This is a genomic window from Streptomyces sp. NPDC050161 (genome assembly GCF_044460025.1).
Taxonomy (GTDB): Bacteria; Actinomycetota; Actinomycetes; order Streptomycetales; family Streptomycetaceae; genus Streptomyces.
In genome coordinates this window covers 158,058-174,747 of record NZ_JBITJM010000009.1, presented here as the reverse complement: position 1 = coordinate 174,747, position 16,690 = coordinate 158,058, and the positions used below count along the sequence as shown (strand labels likewise).

Genomic DNA, 16,690 nt, shown 5'->3' with positions numbered 1-16,690 from the left:
AGTCACTCAATGTGCGGTCGAATGTCCGGAAAAGTACGCTGAATAGCCGTACGCCCTCGTCGGTGCGGAGGTGCCGAGATGACCAGCAGACGCCGTACCGCAACTCAATTCACCGCGCTGACCTGCGGCGCAGCCCTCTTCAGCGGGGTGGCCTGCACGGGTGTCGCGGCGGCGGACGACCCGGGCGACGAAGGCGACCTCGCCGGGAAGACGGCCCAGCAGATCTCGGACGCGTCCCGGAAGGAACTGCTGGCGGCGACGTCCCTGCGGCTGCGCACCCAGACCAGCGTCGACGAGACCAAGCTCGACCTCAGCCTCGACCGCTCGGGGAACTGCATCGGCACCCTCAGCAAGGGCGTCTACGGCCGGGTGGACATCATCAAGCACGGCAAGCAGATCTGGATGAAGCCGGACGACGCCTTCTGGAAGGGCCAGCTGCCCGCGGACGCCGCCGCCGACATCATCGCCCGCGTCAAGGGCCGCTACCTGCAGGGCACCACGTCGGACACCATGCTGTCCGCCCTCTCCGCGCCCTGCGATCTGGCCGCCTTCCAGAAGCAGACCGCGGGCCCCGAACACCCGCAGTCCACACCCCCTTCGCCCGGCGCCAGCCCGACACCCAAGCTGACCCTCAGCAAGGGCAAGCCGACCGTCCAGGAAGGCACCCGGGTACTGCCCGTCATCAAGAAGCGCGGCCCGGCGACCCAGACCCTCTACGTCGCCATCGAGGGCAAGCACTACCCCCGCAGGCTCACCACCGAGATCGACCACGAGACCGCGACCCTGCTCCTGAGCAACTACGGCGTGCCGGTCGCCGCCACCACCCCGTCCCCCGCCGACAGCCTCGCCATCTCCACCCTGAAGGGGAAGCTGCCCGGCGAGACCCAGGAGCCCTCACAGGGCACCTGACCGAGCGGCCCCGCGCCGGGGCCGCCGCCCAACTCCCTTACGGTTCCGACCTGTCCGCCCGCTCCGTCCGCTCCGCGCCGGACTCCGCACCCCCCGGTCGACGCCTGACGTGCTCGTGCCCGGTGCGCCCTGCGGGGTCGTCCCAGCGCTCCCGCGGCCCGCACCCCGCGCCGCCCTCGCCGCCCAGCAGTCCCTGTTCGCGCAGTTGCCGTGCCTGCTGCGCGGCGGGCAGTTCGCTGTCCGGGTCGGAAGGCCGCGGGCCCTCGGGTCCTTCCGGGCCGATCCGCACCAGCCGCTCGACCCTGACCACCTTGAAGCGGCCGGACCAGCCCTCGATCACCACGTCGTCGCCCGGCCGCTCGTCCAGCCGGTTCCCCGCCCGCTCGTACGCGTCCCGCTCCGCCGCGCTCAGCTTCAGGGTCACGGGCGCCAGCACCCGCAGCCACATCGTCAGCGCGTCCCTGGCGGCCTGCGGCGTCCCGCAGGAGGCGGTGTGCGCCTGCCACTCCCCGTCGGCCCGCTCGGCGATCATGAAGGCGGCGGGCAGCAGCACCCCGCCCGGATGCGTATCGGCCGCGAGCTGCGCGTCACGGTGGACGTCCGGCGGCACCGCGCCCTCCGCCTGCACGAACTGGAGCAGGTCGAGCTTGAGGATGCCTTCCGACATGCCCGTGCCGACCGCGGGATCCAGCACGAAGCCCTTGGCGCGGTCGGGCACCCGGTGTGCCTCGCCGGGCGCTGCCGGATCCGGGTCCGAAGGCCGCGGCGGCTCGGGCCCGTCGGGCCCCATCCGTACGAACTCCTCGCACCGCACCACCCGGTAGCGGTCCCCCAGCACGGTCAGCTCGTCGAGCTTCTCCCAGTCCAGCCGGCCCGCCGCCGCCAGGCAGTCGCGCTCGCCCACCGCGTCCCCGGCCGCCCCCGCCACCTGCGCGAGCCGCCGGAACAGCGACGCCATGCCGTCCCTGGCCTCCTGCGGTCCGCCCGCGCCGAACGAGAGCACCTCCCAGCCGCCCAGCTCACGCTCGCGCACGCACCCGAAGACCGGCCCGCCGGTGCCGAGGATCTCCGGATAGCGCTCCCGCGCCCGCCATGCCTCCTCCTCCGAAAACGCCGCCACCGGGCCGTCCTGTGCGGTGACCCTGATGGTCCGGTACGCGGGTACTTCCTCACCGTGTTCCGTCATGCACGCAGTGTGTGCACGGGCCACCTCCGTACGGCGCTGATCGGCGGACAAACCACCTGTCGGGGTGGCATCGGCGCCCGGCACGGCTCACGCCGACGGCCGTGCGCCGTCACGCCCGCCCGTCGGCGTGCCGGTGCCCGCGGCCAGGCACACCGGGAAGACAATTCGGGCATGACTGACACCACGCAGGCAGTGCTCGAAGGCGGCCCCGATGAGCTGCCGGAGCGCATCGTTCCGCTCGACCCGCCCGGAACCGAGCTGAAGATCCCGTTCCGCGGCGGCTACGAACACTTCCGGGCGACCGGCCGGCAGCAGGACACCGCCCAGGGACGGCTGCCCGTCTACGAGTGGTGGGAGCGCACCGAAATCGCGGAGTAGCAGCCGGGCGCCCGCCTCCCGGGCGCCCCGCTCCCCCGGCCTCCCGCACTCAGACGTCCGGCCGGAACGCGTCCAGCGCGACCCGCTGCGTGTCCTCCTGCTGCGGCCAGGCGTCCTCGGGAGCCAGCACCAGCACCGCGAACTGACGGCCGTCATCGGCCGTGAAGGCGCAGTCCACCACCTTGACGCGCCCGCCGGCACGCTCACTGTCGTACGCGTAGACCAGTTGGGCCGCCGCCGAGCCGGGCGCGGGCCCTTCCAGCGGCCCGAGCCCGATCTCCTCGTAGCCGGGATTGCCCGCCAGCCCCTTCGACGCCTCCTCCAGGGCCTGCCGCGGCGTGATGTCCGGCTCCTCGATCTCGAAGATCTGCACCAGCCGGCTGCCGTCCTTCGACGTGTAGAACACCCCGTCCTTGCGTTTGCTGCGCGCCCAGTACTCCGGAACGGCGGTGGTGAAGCCCTCGTCCGCGTCATGGATGAGACGGAAGCCCTCCGGGACCTCGGAGGGTGCCGCCGGGGACGACGGCGGCCCGGCCGTCGTCTCGGGAGCCTCCGTGACCGGCGGCGCGCCCGACGTGTGCACGGCCGGCGGCCCCGCGACCGCCGCGCCGCCCTCGTCCCGCCCCCACAACAGCCAGCTCCCGCCCGCCGCAAGCGCGATCACGGCCACTGCCGCGCCCGCAATGAGGGGCACGGAACGACGCGGCCGAGCAGCACCGCCCGCCCGCGCCCCCTCCTCCCCCACCGTGCCCGGCAAATGACGCATCGGCTCCTGAGAAGGAACAACAGGATCCACAACACCGCCACCGCAGACGGCCCCTGACGAATCATCAGACACCACCGGAGCGAACACCGGCCGAGGCGGCAACGGCCCCGTATACGCCGCCGGAGGAGGCCCCCCGTCCTCCCAGCTCTGCGTCTCACTGTTCCAGCGGGCCGGGCCGCCGTTCACCGTCACCCTCCCACCAGCGCGGCGACCGCCTGGCCGACCGCGGCGCCGGAGGACAGCAGCCCGACGACGGCGTTCGCGTCGGTCAGCGCCGTACGCAGCCTGGCCAGCCGACCGGGCCCGGCCGCCCCGTTGTCCGCGATCTCCGCCTCCGTGTCGGCCAGTTCACTGCCGAGCGCCACGGTCTGCGGGCTCTCCACCACCCTGTCCAGATCGGCACGGAGCGCACGAACGGCACGCAGCAACTCCTCCTGCGCCGCATCCACGGACGCGGCCCCGCCGCCGTACTGCGTCACGGTGTTGTTGTTCCCAATGGCCAGGGCGCCCTGGACACTTCCGATGTGGATGCCGCCGCCCTGCTCGTCAGCCGTTGCCACCCCTGGCCCCTTCCGTCGTGGTGCTGCCGCGTTGCGTGTGGTGGGTGACGGTGTTGTGGTCGCCGATGCCGACCGCGCCCTGCGCCGACTCGACGTAGACACCGCCCTCGGCGACATGCACGACCCGCCGCTCGAACTCATCCGTCTCGTAACCGGCTTCGCGCAGCGCGGTGGTCACCCCCGCCGCCACCCGCTGCTCGATCGTCCGCAGATAACGGGCGACGTCCATCTCCTGGAAGAGCGACGCCTCCTCGTCCGTGCCCAGCTCGCGCACCGACGCGGCGGGCCCGTCCGGGAGCGCCGCGCCGTACCCGGCGGTGGCCAGCCGCCACACCGACCACAGGCCGCGCGCCAGCGTGCTCACCGCGCGCCCCGCGGCCTGCGGCGTACGGGTCAGCGCCCAGACCGCCTTGCCGAACGGGTTGAGGTGGCGGTACTGGTGCGCGATCCGGTCGGCGTCCTGGAACAACTGCCGCAGCGACCACAGCACATGGGGCGCGACCTCCAGCATCAGCATGCCGCCCTGCGTGTGCACCCGCACGAACACCGTGGTGACGATGGATTCGTTCCAGCCGCCGACCCGGATGCGCAGGAAGTGCCGCCGCGGCTCGCCGCCTTCCTCCACTGCGGCGGCCCGGTGCTCCTCGAACGCCGCCGGCGCGTACGGCGCCGCGCCGCGGTGCGGCAGCCCCTCGGCCGGAAGGAACACGCACTCGTCCATCTCCAGCTCGCGCAGCCGGTCCCGCACCGCGGCCTGGGCCTGCGGCGAGCCGTGCGGCGAAGGCACCCGCAACGCCGCGACCAGCGGGACGATGCGGGCCAGGATGGCGCTGTTGTCGAGCGGTTCGGCCTTGCGGTCCTTGCGGGGACGCAGCTCAACCGACAGCGACCAGGTACGGAAGGCGGTACCGGCGCCGCGGAACGGCTCGGCGGGCCGGTACATCACCAACGGCCCGTGCTGCTCGGCCCGCACCCGCTCCCGCAGCCGCTGGAACCGCGCGCCGGTGTGCCCCTCCGCCGGATCACGCAGCAGGTTGGGGAATTCCGCGCGCGACAGCTCGGCGGCCAGCACCCTGGCGAACTTCCCGCGTTGCAGACCGACGATGCCGGCGACCGCCACCGGAAACAGCAGCGCGATCCAGACCGGCGCCAGACCGCTGCCGTACCCGGAGGCACCCATCCCGTCGCCGGTCCACTCGAAGTCACCAGCCGAGCTGTAGGTGCCGTAACTGTCATCGTCCGACCAGCCGAAGAGGCCCGAAAGGCCCCCCATCAGCTGGAACGTCCCGCCGAACGCCGCGAAGAGGAACGTCAGCAGGGTGACGGCCAGACTGATCCGGCCGTACCAGCGCAGCAGAAAGGCGACAGGCCGGGACAGCCACTGCGGCACCGGCGCCCGCCGCACGAAGCGTGCCAGCGCCATCAGGACGACGGGAACGAAGTAGAGCGCGGCGAGCCCCTGCGACAGGAGCACCGCCCCCACCCACAACAGCAGGACGGCCCCCGCCCAGCAGAGCTGTATCCGCCGGGCACGCAGCGCATGCGCCAGCACCCGCGCCGCATCAATGCCCAAGGAAGGCGCAGCAAACCGCTCTTCATGCACGTACAGCTCATCGATGACGGCATCACGGAACGCGTCATCCATATACGTCCCGGCACACAACAACCGGGTCGCCTCACTGGCCCCCGGCGGAACCGCGGTCTGCGGCGGCACGGCCGGTGGTGGTGGCGGCCCTGCTATACCGCCGGCGCCCGCCGGATCCCCGCCCGGCTCCCCACCCTGCCGAGGCACATTCATCTGTGGTGTCACCGCTCCCCCAAAGCGCCAACAGGCCGGTCCCGCGGCCTTGTTGCCCGTGCGGATCCCGGCAACTGAGCGCGGTACGGAAGGCGCAGCATAAGGGAGGAGGACGGCCCGTGCCAGCGGGTTGACGGAACGTGTGCCGTGAAAACAGCCGAGCCCGCACGGTCCTTCGCGGACCGTGCGGGCTCGTGGCTGCTGCGCCCTCGGCTACGGGCAGCGGGTACGGCTCAGAGCAGGCCGAGACCGCGCACGGCCTCGCGCTCGTCGGACAGCTCCTTGACGGAGGCGTCGATGCGCTCGCGCGAGAAGTCGTTGACCTCCAGGCCCTGGACGATCTCGTACGCACCGTTCTTGGTGGTGACGGGGAACGAGGAGATCAGGCCCTCGGGGACGCCGTACGAACCGTCCGACGGGATGCCCATGGAGGTCCAGTCGCCATCGGCGGTGCCGTTGACCCAGGTGTGGACGTGGTCGATCGCGGCGTTGGCGGCCGACGCGGCGGAGGACGCGCCACGGGCCTCGATGATCGCCGCGCCGCGCTTGGCGACGGTCGGGATGAACTCGTCGGCCAGCCATGCCTGGTCGTTCACGGCCTCGGCGGCGTTCTTGCCCGCGACCTCGGCGTGGAAGATGTCGGGGTACTGCGTGGCGGAGTGGTTGCCCCAGATCGTGAGCTTGCGAATCTCGCTCACCGGCACACCGGTCTTCTGCGAGAGCTGCGAGAGCGCACGGTTGTGGTCGAGGCGGGTCATCGCGGTGAAGCGCTCACGCGGCACGTCCGGCGCCGCGGCCTGCGCGATCAGCGCGTTGGTGTTGGCGGGGTTGCCCACCACCAGGACCTTGATGTCGTCCGCGGCGTGCGCGTTGATGGCGGCACCCTGCGGCTTGAAGATCCCGCCGTTGGCCTCCAGCAGGTCGCCGCGCTCCATGCCCTTGGTACGGGGGCGGGCGCCGACGAGGAGGGCGACGTTGGCGCCGTCGAAGGCCACGTTCGGGTCGTCCGAGATGTCGATGCCCTGAAGCAGCGGGAAGGCACAGTCGTCCAGCTCCATCGCGGTGCCCTCGGCGGCCTTCAGGCCCTGGGGGATCTCCAGGAGGCGCAGCTTGACCGGCACGTCCGCGCCGAGCAGGTGACCGGATGCGATGCGGAAGAGGAGTGCGTAACCGATCTGGCCGGCGGCGCCGGTGACGGTGACATTGACGGGAGTGCGGGTCATGGCGATCTCCTGCGCGATATTTTCTGGAGGTTTCCGGGGGCAAGCCCCCGGACCACCATGGGTGGCGGTGGGTGTCCTGCCCATCGAGCGGGTCTCAACGATTTCTCTTGGTATCGAGAGACCTGTCGGTCAGGCTATCGGACCCCCGCCCGGCACAGGCGACGGGCCGGTGTGGAACACCTCACCGGTGCCCCCGTACGGCCGCCCGCACCACGCTCCGCCCACGGAGACGCCCCCTGCCACCTCACCCAAAAGTGCGGCGGTCGCCCGCAGATGGAGGGGGAGCGCAGGCGACCGCCGAGTTGTGCCACACCCGTGGGGGGTTAATGCTCCGCATGCCCGGGATCCGCCAGAGCAATCCCCTCGCACGGCACCGACCCCCACACCACAGTCGAATCCCAGCCACCCACACCCCCGCGAACTCCCCCCCCACCCAGCCAAAAACAGCCCCCTCCCCAAGCGATGCCCGAAGGGCGAGAGGCACAGGAACCACCCACCATCCCGCAGCCACACGAGGCCCGAAGGGCGAGAACAGGGAGCAACCACCGGCGCTCAGCCGCGTACGAGGCCCGGGTGGGTCGGAGGGGCCGTACCGGGTCGCTCCCCGCAGCGACAGGTGCCAACACCGGCAGCTTCTTGACTGGTAGCCGAGGGCACATGCGTCGAGGAGACGACCCGGTGCGGCCCCTCCGACCCACCCACCAACGCCACGCGCCCCCACCGCACCACGAAACAACCGGGCACGCACCTCACGCCCCCGAAGAATCCCCCCGAACCGTGAAGTGCACCACATCCTCCAAAAACGGCACATGCACCCAAGGCTTCGGCTGCACCATCAACGCCAACAGCACAATCACCACCCCCAGCCCCCCATACGTCACCAAGTCCGTGAACCGCGACCGCACCGCCAGCATCCCCACCGACGGCAACGCCCACCGCAACGCCGCCGCCCCCAACAGGGAAAGCCCGATCAGGATCGCCCCGATCCGGGTCACGTCGAACGCCACCAGCAGCAGCCCCACGGCCACCCCGCCCATGACGCTCAGCAGCGGCCACTGCCTGGCCGGCGCCGGAAACCCGCCCGGCGCCGCCCTGCCCCCGCCCTGCGGCCGAGCGGTGTCCCGCGTCAGCTGCGGAAAGCGGCGAGTGGCCCGCTGCGGCTCGGACGCTCCGTCGGCCTGTGCCTCGGCACCCACGTCAGCCGACCGACCGCTCGGCCGCCTCGACGACGTTGACCAGCAGCTGGGCGCGGGTCATCGGCCCGACACCACCCGGGTTCGGGGCGACCCAGCCGGCGACATCGGCGACGCCGGGGTGCACGTCCCCGACGATCTTGCCGTTCTCGTCCCGGCTGACACCCACGTCGAGCACGGCGGCGCCCGGCTTCACGTCCTCGGGCTTGATGATGTGCGGCACACCCGCCGCGGCGACGATGATGTCCGCCTGCTTGAGCTGCGCCGACAGGTCACGGGTGCCGGTGTGGCACTGGGTGACCGTGGCGTTCTCCGACTTCCGGGTCAGCACCAGCGGCATCGGCCGCCCGATGGTGATCCCGCGGCCGACCACGACCACGTGCGCGCCGTTGATCTCGACGTCATGGCGGCGCAGCAGCTGCACGATGCCGTACGGGGTGCAGGGCAGCGGCCCGGTCTCGTTGAGCACGAGCTTGCCCAGGCTCATCGGGTGCAGGCCGTCGGCGTCCTTGTCCGGGTCCATGAGGGCGAGCACGCGGTTGGTGTCGATGCCCTTGGGGAGCGGGAGTTGGACGATGTAGCCGGTGCACTCGGGGTTGTCGTTCAGCTCCCGTACGACCGCCTCGATCTCCTCCTGCGTGGCGGTCTCCGGCAGTTCGCGCTGGAGGGAGGCGATGCCCACCTGGGCGCAGTCGCGGTGCTTGCCGTTGACGTACCAGCGGCTGCCGGGGTCGTCACCGACCAGTACGGTGCCGAGACCGGGCTGGACACCCTTGGCCTTCAGCGCCTCCACGCGGACGGTCAGTTCGGACTTGATCGCGGCTGCGGTGGCCTTGCCATCGAGAATCTGGGCGCTCATACCCCCCATCTTCCCGGATGGGGGCGGTCGCGTTCCAATCCGGGCGCGGGCGGGCCCCGCATCACGGAATGGTTCATTGCACTTGCACAACACCTTCCCGCCCTGACTGGACAACGTTCACACGCAGCTAGAAGGATTGTCGCTCAGTGCCGCAGGCATCATCGGGGGCGGGCCAAGTGAAACTTGTATTCCTCCGAAGTCGCGCCCGCGTCGTCCCCCACTGACCCAACGGAGGAAATCACCACATGAGTTTCGGCGACCCCAACAACCCGTACGGCCAGCAGCCCCCGCAGGCCCCGCCGCAGGCGCCGTACGGCCAGCAGCCGCCGGTGCCCCCGCAGGGCGGCCAGCCCGGCTACGGCTACCCCCAGCAGGGCCCGCCGCAGGCTCCGCCGCAGCAGCCCTACGGCTACCCGCAGCAGCAGGCGCCCGGCGCCCCGCAGCAGCCGTACGGCTACCCGCAGCAGCAGCAGATGCCCGGCTACCCGGGTCAGCCCGGCATGCCGGGGATGGGGATGCCGACCGGCTACGCGGGCTGGGGCTCCCGGGTGGGCGCCTACCTCATCGACGGCCTGATCGTCGGTGTGGTCCCCGGCATCCTCTACATCATCGCGATCCTCATCGCCGCCGGCTCGTCGGGCCCGATCACCCCGGACTACTCCGGCTGTGCGCTCGACGACACCCAGTGCCGCCTGGACGCCATCGACGCGGCGTCGTCCAGCACCTTCCCGGTGATCTCCTTCCTGCTGATCGCGGTGGCCGGCCTGATGGCCTTCGCCGCGCTCATCTTCATCCTGGTGAAGGAAGGCAACACCGGCCAGACCCCGGGCAAGAAGGCCCTCGGCATCCGCACCGTGCGCGAGACCACCGGCCAGCCGCTCGGCTTCGGCATGGCCTTCGTCCGCCGCCTGGCCCACTTCCTGGACAGCATCGCCTGCTCCATCGGCTACCTGTGGCCGCTGTGGGACGAGAAGGGCCAGACCTTCGCCGACAAGGCCGTCGGCTCGGTGGTCCTCAAGATCCAGTGATCCGGACCTGGGTCGCAGCGACCTGAACCGCCGGCGAAGGCCCCCTCGCACCTGCGCGATCGGGGGCCTTCGCGGCACCGTACGGGATCCCGGCCGGCTTCCCGCGCCGCATTTCCGCACCGCTCTTCCGCTCTTCCGCTCAAGACGCCCGAAGGACACTGCTCGTGAGTTATCCGAACCAGAATCCCTACGGTCCGCCTCCGGGCCAGCAGCCCGGTTACGGCTACCCGCAGCAGCAGCCGGCACCCGCGCCGTACGGCCCCTACCCGGGTGGCGGCGGCATGCCGCCCGCCGGGCCGTACCTGAGCCGGATGCCGGGCGGGGTGAAGGCGGCGCGCGTGATGCTGTTCGTGCTCGCCGGTCTGAACCTGATCGGGCTCGTAGGGGCCGTCGCGGGTCTCGGCGGCGTCAGCAAGGCGGCGCGCAACGCGTCGCCGTACCAGAGCCACGACGCGGCGACCGCGCTGAACGTCGGCAAGGGCCTGCTCATCGCGCTGATCGTGCTCATCGTGATCTTCACGGTGGTGGCGGTCACGCTGGCGCTCCAGTTCAACAACGGCGGCGGCGGGGTCCGCATCGGCACCATCGTCTTCGGTGTCGCCAACACCCTGGCCAGTTTCCTGGTCTTCCCCCTCGGTCTGGTGCACACCGTGCTCGGCATCCTGGTCATAGCCTTCGCCTCGAAGGACGACGGCAACGCCTGGTTCAACAGGCCGCGTTACTGACCCCGGCGGCTCCGGCCCGCCACCCCCGCAAGGCCCTCCCGCCCGTACGGCGAGAGGGCCTTCGCCGTACAGGCGCTCCCCGTAACAGGCACCCGGACCGAACGGGGCCCGGCCCGTGCCTCACAGAAGGCACGGGCCGGGCCCGTCGTCGTACACCGCCGCAGCGCGACGGCCGCGGCTCAGTGGAAGAAGTGCCGCGCCCCCGTGAAGTACATCGTCACGCCGGCCTTCTCGGCGGCCTCGACGACCAGCTCGTCACGGACCGAACCGCCGGGCTGGACAACGGCCTTGACGCCGGCTTCGGCGAGCACCTCGAAGCCGTCGGGGAACGGGAAGAACGCGTCGGACGAGGCGTAGGCGCCACGGGCCCGCTCCTCGCCCGCGCGCTGGACGGCGAGCTTGGCGGAGTCGACGCGGTTGACCTGGCCCATGCCGACGCCGACCGTGGCGCCGTCCTTGGCGAGCAGGATCGCGTTGGACTTCACCGCGCGGCCCGCACGCCACGCGAAGGCCAACTCGGCCAGCTCGTCGGCGTTCAGCGCCGCGCCGGCCGCCAGCGTCCACGCCGCCGGGTCGTCGCCGTCGGCCTGGAGCCGGTCGGTGACCTGGAGCAGCGCGCCGCCGTCGATGGCCTTGACCTCGACGGGCGCGGACGGCGCCTCGGGGGCGCGCAGCACGCGGATGTTCTTCTTGCGGGAGAGGACCTCCAGCGCGCCGTCCTCGTAGCCGGGCGCCACGATGACCTCGGTGAAGATCTCGGCGACCTGCTCGGCCATCGCCACGGACACCGGGCGGTTGACGGCGATCACGCCGCCGTAGGCGGACAGCGAGTCGCAGGCGTGCGCCTTGCGGTGCGCCTCGGCGACGTCGTCGGCGACGGCGATGCCGCAGGGGTTGGCGTGCTTGATGATCGCGACGCACGGCTCGGCGTGGTCGTAGGCGGCACGCCGGGCGGCGTCGGTGTCGGTGAAGTTGTTGTAGGACATCTCCTTGCCGTGCAGCTGCTCGGCGTCGGCGAGGCCGCCGCCCGCGGCGGCGGTGTACAGCGCGGCGCCCTGGTGCGGGTTCTCGCCGTAGCGCAGGACGTTCTTGCGCACGTAGGTGGAGCCGATGAACTCGGGGAAGCCGGAGTCGTCGGCGGCGGCGTAGCCGTCCGCGAACCAGGAGGCGACGGCGACGTCGTAGGCCGCGGTGTGCTGGAACGCCTCGGCGGCCAGCCGCTTGCGGGCGGTGAGGTCGAAACCGCCGCCGGACACGGCCTGAAGCACGTCGTCGTAACGGCCGGGGTTGACGACGACAGCCACGGACGGGTGGTTCTTGGCGGCGGCGCGGACCATCGAAGGGCCGCCGATGTCGATCTGCTCCACGCACTCGTCGGGAGTGGCGCCGGAGGCGACGGTCTCCTGGAACGGGTAGAGGTTCACGATCACCAGGTCGAACGGCTCGACACCCAGGTCGGCGAGCTGCCGCTGGTGGTCGGTGAGCCGCAGGTCGGCGAGGATGCCGGCGTGCACCTTGGGGTGCAGGGTCTTGACCCGGCCGTCCAGGCACTCGGGGAAGCCGGTCAGCTCCTCGACCTTGGTGACCGGAACCCCGGCCGCGGCGATCTTCCCGGCCGTCGAGCCGGTCGAGACGAGCTGGACACCCGCCGCGTGCAGGCCCTTCGCCAGCTCTTCGAGACCGGTCTTGTCATAGACGCTGACCAGAGCGCGGCGGATGGGCCGCTTCGTACCTTCGGCGGTGGCGGTCACGAGATACGTACCTTTCGTCCCTCAATGCGGTAGCCGTGCCGGGCCAGACGCCCCACGACCTCGACGAGCAGAGTGCGCTCGACTTCCTTGATGCGCTCATGCAGCGCGGATTCGTCGTCCTCGTCCCGGATCTCCACCACGCCCTGCGCGATGATCGGCCCGGTGTCGACGCCTTCGTCGACGAAGTGGACGGTGCAGCCGGTGACCGTCACGCCGTACGCGAGCGCGTCGCGTACGCCGTGGGCACCGGGAAAACTGGGCAGCAGGGCCGGGTGCGTGTTGACGATCCGGCCACCGAAGCGGGCCAGGAAGTCCCTGCCGAGGATCTTCATGAAGCCGGCCGAGATCACCAGGTCGGGCGCGTACGCGGCGGTCGCTTCGGTGAGCGCGGCGTCCCACTGCGCGCGGTCGCCGTGGTCCTTGACCTTGCACACGAACGTCGGCAGGCCGGCCCGCTCGGCGCGGTCGAGCCCCGCGATGCCCTCGCGGTCGGCGCCCACCGCGACGATCTCGGCTCCGTAGGCGGCGGGCCCCGCTTCGGCGACGGCGTCCAGCAGCGCCTGGAGGTTGGTGCCCGATCCGGAGACGAGGACGACAAGCCGGGCGGGGGCGGCGTCCGGGCGGGACGAAGGGCGAAGGGGATCCACGATGGGGGTCTTTCTCGCGTGGGTGCTGCTGCGGTGCGGATGTCGTGCGGGGTGCGGTGGCGCCCCTGATACCGGCCGGCACCCGCACGGCCCCGGCAGCGCGCCCGACCGACATCTTTGTGCAGTCGTACGAAGCCATGGGTTGCGGAAATACGGGGAACCCTACGAAGGCGCCGACCGTCAGCAACGATACCGGCACACCGCGCGGCCCCCACGGGACGGGGGCGGGCACGGGAGGTAGCGTCGGGCCTGAGAACGCATGCAGTTCGTGGTAATCGTCCGCCCGGCCCACCAGCCGGAAGGGCGGCCGAGACAAGGGGAAGACACACTCCAGATGCCGGACCGACACCGCCGCGCGGCCCTCCTCATCCCGCTGCCCGCGACCATCCCCGGGGCGGTCCTGCTGCCGCGTGACGCCACGTCGTCCTCCCCTTCCCCCGCCGCATCGGGCCCGTCACGCAGCACGGGCGCCCTGCGCTCGTCGGACACGGGCTCGTCCGGCGGCTCCGGTTCATCCGGCACGGGCGACGGCTCCGGCTCGTCGGGATCCGCAGATCCGGAGGGCGACGGCGGCCCAGGCAAGGACCGGGGCTCCCCGGACGCGACGCCGGACCGGCCCGCCGCGCCCGACCGTGACAACCCCTTCGCCCCGCCGCCCGCCGACGCCCCCGACCAGGAGTGGCGCCCGCGGCACCAGCACGCGCACAGCCACCACGGCGACGACGGCCAGGCGCCGGGCGACGAGCAGCCGCCGGCCTGGGGCAGCCAGTGGAGCAGCAAGCAGCCGGGGCGGCAGGGCGGCGGCTTCGGCACCCGGCCGGGCCGCAGCGGTCAGCAGGGCGGCGGCCAGGGCGGTCCCGGCGCGCCCGGCGGCCTGCGCTGGGATCCCACCGACCCGGCCCAGCGGCGCGCACGCTACGCACTGCTCGGCGGCATGTGGGCGTTCTTCTTCGTACTCTTCAACCTGCCGGAGGTCGCCCTCCTGTTGGGCGCGCTGGCCATCTACTGGGGCATCAGCTCGCTCCGCGCCAAGCCGGGGTCCTCCGCGAAGGCGAAGGCCGCGGCGACGACGGCGGCCATGGAGGGCCTGCCTGCGCCTTCGGCCGACGGCTCCGATGCGGGCCGGGGCGGCCCGTACGGCGCTCCGGCGCCCGGCGGCCCCGCCGCACCGCAGTCCACCCGCCCGCAGACGACCGCCGCGATCAGCGGTCTGGTGGTGGCGGGTCTCGCCCTCATGATGGTGGCCGCGACCTTCGCCGTGCAGCTCGTCTACCGCGACTACTTCACCTGCGTCGACGACGCCCTGACGCAGTCGGCCGCCAAGTCCTGCGAAAAGCTGCTCCCCGAACAGCTCCGCCCGCTGCTGAGCGTGCAGGAGTAGGAGGAGCGGCAGAGGAAGCAAGGGGGAAACCCTGGCCCTGACCCGGTCCCGGACCGGTGCCGGGTCAGCGGCCCTCTTCCGCCGCCGGCTCCGTCCCGGCCGGTGCGCCTTCGGGCCGCCCTCCGTGCGCGGGCTCGGCCCGTGAGGTCTCGGCCCGTGGGTTCTCGGTCCGGGGCGGCTCGGTCCGGGGCGGCTCGGCCTCGTCGGGGAAGTCGGCCATCAAGTCGTGGGAGCGGACCCGCAGTTCCGCCCAGCGGGCCGCCCGGGTGTCCGCTTCGTGCCAGGGGTCGTAACGGTGCACGACGCGGTCGAACCCGTACAGCTCGGCCGTCTCCTGATCGACACCCTCCGCACCGCCCTTCCGTCGCTTCGCGGCCTTCCGCGCCTTCCGCCGCTTCCGCACCTCACGCTCACCGGTTCCCGCCCCGTCCCGGCCCGCCCTCCGAGTACGCGCACCACGGGACCACCGCGAGCCACCGCCTTCCGCATTCGGCGCCTCGGCCCCTTCGCCCTCTGCCGCCCCGTCCGTCGCATCGGCAGGGCGGCCGACCGGCTCACCGTCCGCGCCCCCGTCCCCGTCCCCGTACGGCGAGACCGCCACCGGAACGATCTGCGGGGCGACCGGTTCCGGCGCTCCCGGGGCATGCGGCCCTGACGCGCCCGCGGCATGCGGCACCGGCGCTTCCGGCGCCTCTCCGGCCGGGATCAGCCCCTCCGGGCCGACCGCGCGCGCGTCCGGCACCGGCACCGCGACGCCCGGATCGACGTCCGTCGCCTTGCCCCGGCGCCCGCCCAGGAAGCGGCGCAGGCCCCGGCCGTCCCTCTGCTTCTCGGCGTGCCGGCGCCGTGCCGACCTCAGGCGGCAGGCGCGGAGCAGGAGGGCGCACGGGACGCCGGTCAGGGCCGTCCAGCCCGCGGCGGCGAGGCCGGTCAGCCACCAGGTGGGGCCGAAGACGGCGAGCCGTCCGGTGCCCAGTGCGCCGCCCGACAGGGCGGCGAGCCCGGCCATCGCCGCCCCGCAGGCCCCGGCCGCGAGCCCGGCGACGGCCGCCGTCGTCCGGCGCCGCCAGGGACGGCCCGCACCGCCCGAGCCCGACGCCTGATGCGCCACGTACCGGGCGAGCAGGATCCCCGCCATCACAGGACCGGCGGCGACCGCCCAGGTCAGCGGCGTGACGGGGGCCGGGTCCGGCAGCGCGCCGAGCAGCGGGAAGTGCGGCAGCGCGGGCGGGGCGGCCGTGCCCAGCGGTCCCGCCGTGCCGCCGACCCCGGCCGTGAAGCCGGGGCCGAGGCCGTATGCGGCGCCCCAGACGGCGGCGTTCGGGAGCAGGGCCAGGCAGAGCACCAGCACCGCGCCCCGGCCTGCCCAGTCCGACGCGAGCCCGAAGAGGTCGCCCCTGGCCTCGCCCGCGTGCAGCCCGAGCCCGACGAGCGTCAGCACGGTGCCCGAGGCGAGCAGGGTGAGGACGGCAGCGGTCGCGGAGCGGCGTACCGCGGCGCGCCGCGGGCCGCCGGCGAGGTACCTGACGCCGCCCGGCAGCACCGCGAGCAGCCGCCGCGCCCACCCCGGAACCAGCTCCGAGCCCGCCGCTCCCCCGTGCTCGTCGGACTCGTCGGCCCCCAGGACCCGCCAGGCCGATACGCCGAGCGTGCCGACGGCCGCGACCGGCACGCACACCGCGGCGCTGAGCGGCACGGCCCGCAGCGGTCCCGTCGACGCGTACAGCACGGCACCGGCGGCGACCAGCAGATACCCGGCGAGCAGCGCGCCCAGCCGGCTCCGCGCCGGGACCTCGGCCCCGGGGTCAGCGGGCTGGTCGTCGGCGTCCGCCAGGGCGTGCCGGGTGGCCCGGTGGAGCAGCCAGACGGGCAGGACGGTCAGCAGCAGCGGGGTCAGGGCGATGGGGACCGGGGTTCCGGAGAGGGTTCCGGTGCGTGCCAGGTCGACGCCGTGCGCGAGCAGCCAGAGGTCGGCGGCGAGGTGCAGGGCGCCGGTGGGGTCGCTGCCGGGGTACGGGGAGGCGACCCAGATCAGGAGTACGGCGACGGTGAGCACGCCCAGGCCCAGGCCGGCTGCCGTCACACCGCTGAAGAAGGCGCCGCTGATCGCGGAGGAGCGCTGCGCGGCGGTCCGGCCGTGCGAGGACAGTGTCGGGCCACGATCGGTCAGCTGGCTCACAGCGCCATGCTGCCAACAACACCTGATTCATCCGCGTAGTGAGCAAATGCCCGACGTGTCGCGCACCTTCCGCTTATTCCGTTTTTCACACTGTCTTCTGGTGCGAC

The 16,690-nt window shown here is 72.6% G+C and carries 15 protein-coding genes; 5 read left to right on the top strand and 10 right to left on the bottom strand.

Annotated features, from left to right (window positions below):
- Positions 1–78 precede the first annotated feature (78 nt).
- Complete coding sequence (locus ACIBK8_RS17620) at positions 79–909, top strand: hypothetical protein (RefSeq protein ID WP_399042739.1); 831 nt, start codon at positions 79–81, stop codon at positions 907–909.
- A 37-nt stretch (positions 910–946) separates the two neighbouring features.
- On the opposite strand, the gene ACIBK8_RS17615 is transcribed toward ACIBK8_RS17620, so the two are convergent.
- Entirely contained in the window at positions 947–2,095 is a 1,149-nt protein-coding gene (locus tag ACIBK8_RS17615) for a DUF5954 family protein (protein ID WP_399042738.1), read from the bottom strand.
- Positions 2,096–2,266: 171 nt separating this feature from the next.
- On the opposite strand from ACIBK8_RS17615, the gene ACIBK8_RS17610 reads away from it, so the two are divergent.
- Positions 2,267–2,473: a DUF5988 family protein gene (locus ACIBK8_RS17610; RefSeq protein WP_399042737.1), complete on the top strand. Its 207-nt coding sequence runs from the start codon at positions 2,267–2,269 to the stop codon at positions 2,471–2,473.
- 49 nt (positions 2,474–2,522) lie between these two features.
- On the opposite strand, the gene ACIBK8_RS17605 is transcribed toward ACIBK8_RS17610, so the two are convergent.
- The 6 genes from ACIBK8_RS17605 to ACIBK8_RS17580 all read right to left on the bottom strand — a co-directional run bounded on the left by ACIBK8_RS17605 (position 2,523) and on the right by ACIBK8_RS17580 (position 8,872).
- Entirely contained in the window at positions 2,523–3,167 is a 645-nt protein-coding gene (locus ACIBK8_RS17605) for a hypothetical protein (protein ID WP_399042736.1), read from the bottom strand.
- A gap of 260 nt (positions 3,168–3,427) precedes the next feature.
- Positions 3,428–3,799, bottom strand: a complete 372-nt coding sequence (locus ACIBK8_RS17600) for a hypothetical protein (RefSeq protein WP_399042735.1) — start codon at positions 3,797–3,799, stop codon at positions 3,428–3,430.
- On the bottom strand, positions 3,786–5,444 hold the full coding sequence (locus tag ACIBK8_RS17595) for a hypothetical protein (protein ID WP_399042734.1): 1,659 nt from the start codon (positions 5,442–5,444) through the stop codon (positions 3,786–3,788). The genes ACIBK8_RS17600 and ACIBK8_RS17595 overlap by 14 nt, the downstream gene beginning before the upstream one ends.
- Positions 5,445–5,830: 386 nt before the next feature.
- Positions 5,831–6,820, bottom strand: coding sequence for a malate dehydrogenase (locus ACIBK8_RS17590; RefSeq protein ID WP_399042733.1), 990 nt, complete (start codon positions 6,818–6,820; stop codon positions 5,831–5,833).
- 749 nt (positions 6,821–7,569) lie between these two features.
- Positions 7,570–8,016 carry a DUF3017 domain-containing protein gene (locus ACIBK8_RS17585; RefSeq protein WP_393687396.1) on the bottom strand — a complete coding sequence of 149 codons (447 nt, stop codon included), beginning with the start codon at positions 8,014–8,016 and terminating at the stop codon, positions 7,570–7,572.
- A gap of 1 nt (position 8,017) precedes the next feature.
- A complete protein-coding gene (locus ACIBK8_RS17580; RefSeq protein ID WP_393687397.1) occupies positions 8,018–8,872 on the bottom strand; it encodes a bifunctional methylenetetrahydrofolate dehydrogenase/methenyltetrahydrofolate cyclohydrolase in 855 nt (284 codons plus the stop codon).
- 245 nt (positions 8,873–9,117) lie between these two features.
- Between ACIBK8_RS17580 and ACIBK8_RS17575 the strand changes: the two genes are divergently transcribed.
- Both ACIBK8_RS17575 and ACIBK8_RS17570 read left to right on the top strand, forming a co-directional pair.
- The gene (locus ACIBK8_RS17575) at positions 9,118–9,900 is read left to right on the top strand and encodes an RDD family protein (protein ID WP_399042732.1); all 783 of its coding nucleotides are present in this window, start codon (positions 9,118–9,120) and stop codon (positions 9,898–9,900) included.
- 164 nt (positions 9,901–10,064) lie between these two features.
- The gene (locus tag ACIBK8_RS17570; protein WP_399042731.1) at positions 10,065–10,625 is read left to right on the top strand and encodes a hypothetical protein; all 561 of its coding nucleotides are present in this window, start codon (positions 10,065–10,067) and stop codon (positions 10,623–10,625) included.
- Between the two features lie 179 nt (positions 10,626–10,804).
- On the opposite strand, the gene purH is transcribed toward ACIBK8_RS17570, so the two are convergent.
- Positions 10,805–12,376 (bottom strand): bifunctional phosphoribosylaminoimidazolecarboxamide formyltransferase/IMP cyclohydrolase, encoded by a 1,572-nt coding sequence (purH, locus tag ACIBK8_RS17565; protein WP_399042729.1) that lies wholly within the window; start codon positions 12,374–12,376, stop codon positions 10,805–10,807.
- Positions 12,373–13,023: a phosphoribosylglycinamide formyltransferase gene (gene purN, locus ACIBK8_RS17560; protein ID WP_399042728.1), complete on the bottom strand. Its 651-nt coding sequence runs from the start codon at positions 13,021–13,023 to the stop codon at positions 12,373–12,375. The genes purH and purN overlap by 4 nt, the downstream gene beginning before the upstream one ends.
- A 334-nt stretch (positions 13,024–13,357) precedes the next feature.
- Between purN and ACIBK8_RS17555 the strand changes: the two genes are divergently transcribed.
- Complete coding sequence (locus ACIBK8_RS17555; RefSeq protein WP_399042726.1) at positions 13,358–14,404, top strand: hypothetical protein; 1,047 nt, start codon at positions 13,358–13,360, stop codon at positions 14,402–14,404.
- Positions 14,405–14,468: 64 nt separating this feature from the next.
- Here the strand turns inward: ACIBK8_RS17555 and ACIBK8_RS17550 are convergent, their stop codons facing one another.
- The gene (locus ACIBK8_RS17550) at positions 14,469–16,583 is read right to left on the bottom strand and encodes a DUF6350 family protein (RefSeq protein ID WP_399042725.1); all 2,115 of its coding nucleotides are present in this window, start codon (positions 16,581–16,583) and stop codon (positions 14,469–14,471) included.
- Positions 16,584–16,690: the final 107 nt, after the last annotated feature.

Bases quoted from the DNA above. Each gene is read 5' to 3' on its own strand.
- ACIBK8_RS17620 (WP_399042739.1), top strand. From the start codon at position 79: ATGACCAGCAGACGCCGTACCGCAACTCAATTCACCGCGCTGACCTGC.
- ACIBK8_RS17615 (WP_399042738.1), bottom strand. From the start codon at position 2,095: ATGACGGAACACGGTGAGGAAGTACCCGCGTACCGGACCATCAGGGTC.
- ACIBK8_RS17610 (WP_399042737.1), top strand. From the start codon at position 2,267: ATGACTGACACCACGCAGGCAGTGCTCGAAGGCGGCCCCGATGAGCTG.
- ACIBK8_RS17595 (WP_399042734.1), bottom strand. From the start codon at position 5,444: ATGGATGACGCGTTCCGTGATGCCGTCATCGATGAGCTGTACGTGCAT.
- ACIBK8_RS17590 (WP_399042733.1), bottom strand. From the start codon at position 6,820: ATGACCCGCACTCCCGTCAATGTCACCGTCACCGGCGCCGCCGGCCAG.
- ACIBK8_RS17580 (WP_393687397.1), bottom strand. From the start codon at position 8,872: ATGAGCGCCCAGATTCTCGATGGCAAGGCCACCGCAGCCGCGATCAAG.
- ACIBK8_RS17575 (WP_399042732.1), top strand. From the start codon at position 9,118: ATGAGTTTCGGCGACCCCAACAACCCGTACGGCCAGCAGCCCCCGCAG.
- ACIBK8_RS17555 (WP_399042726.1), top strand. From the start codon at position 13,358: ATGCCGGACCGACACCGCCGCGCGGCCCTCCTCATCCCGCTGCCCGCG.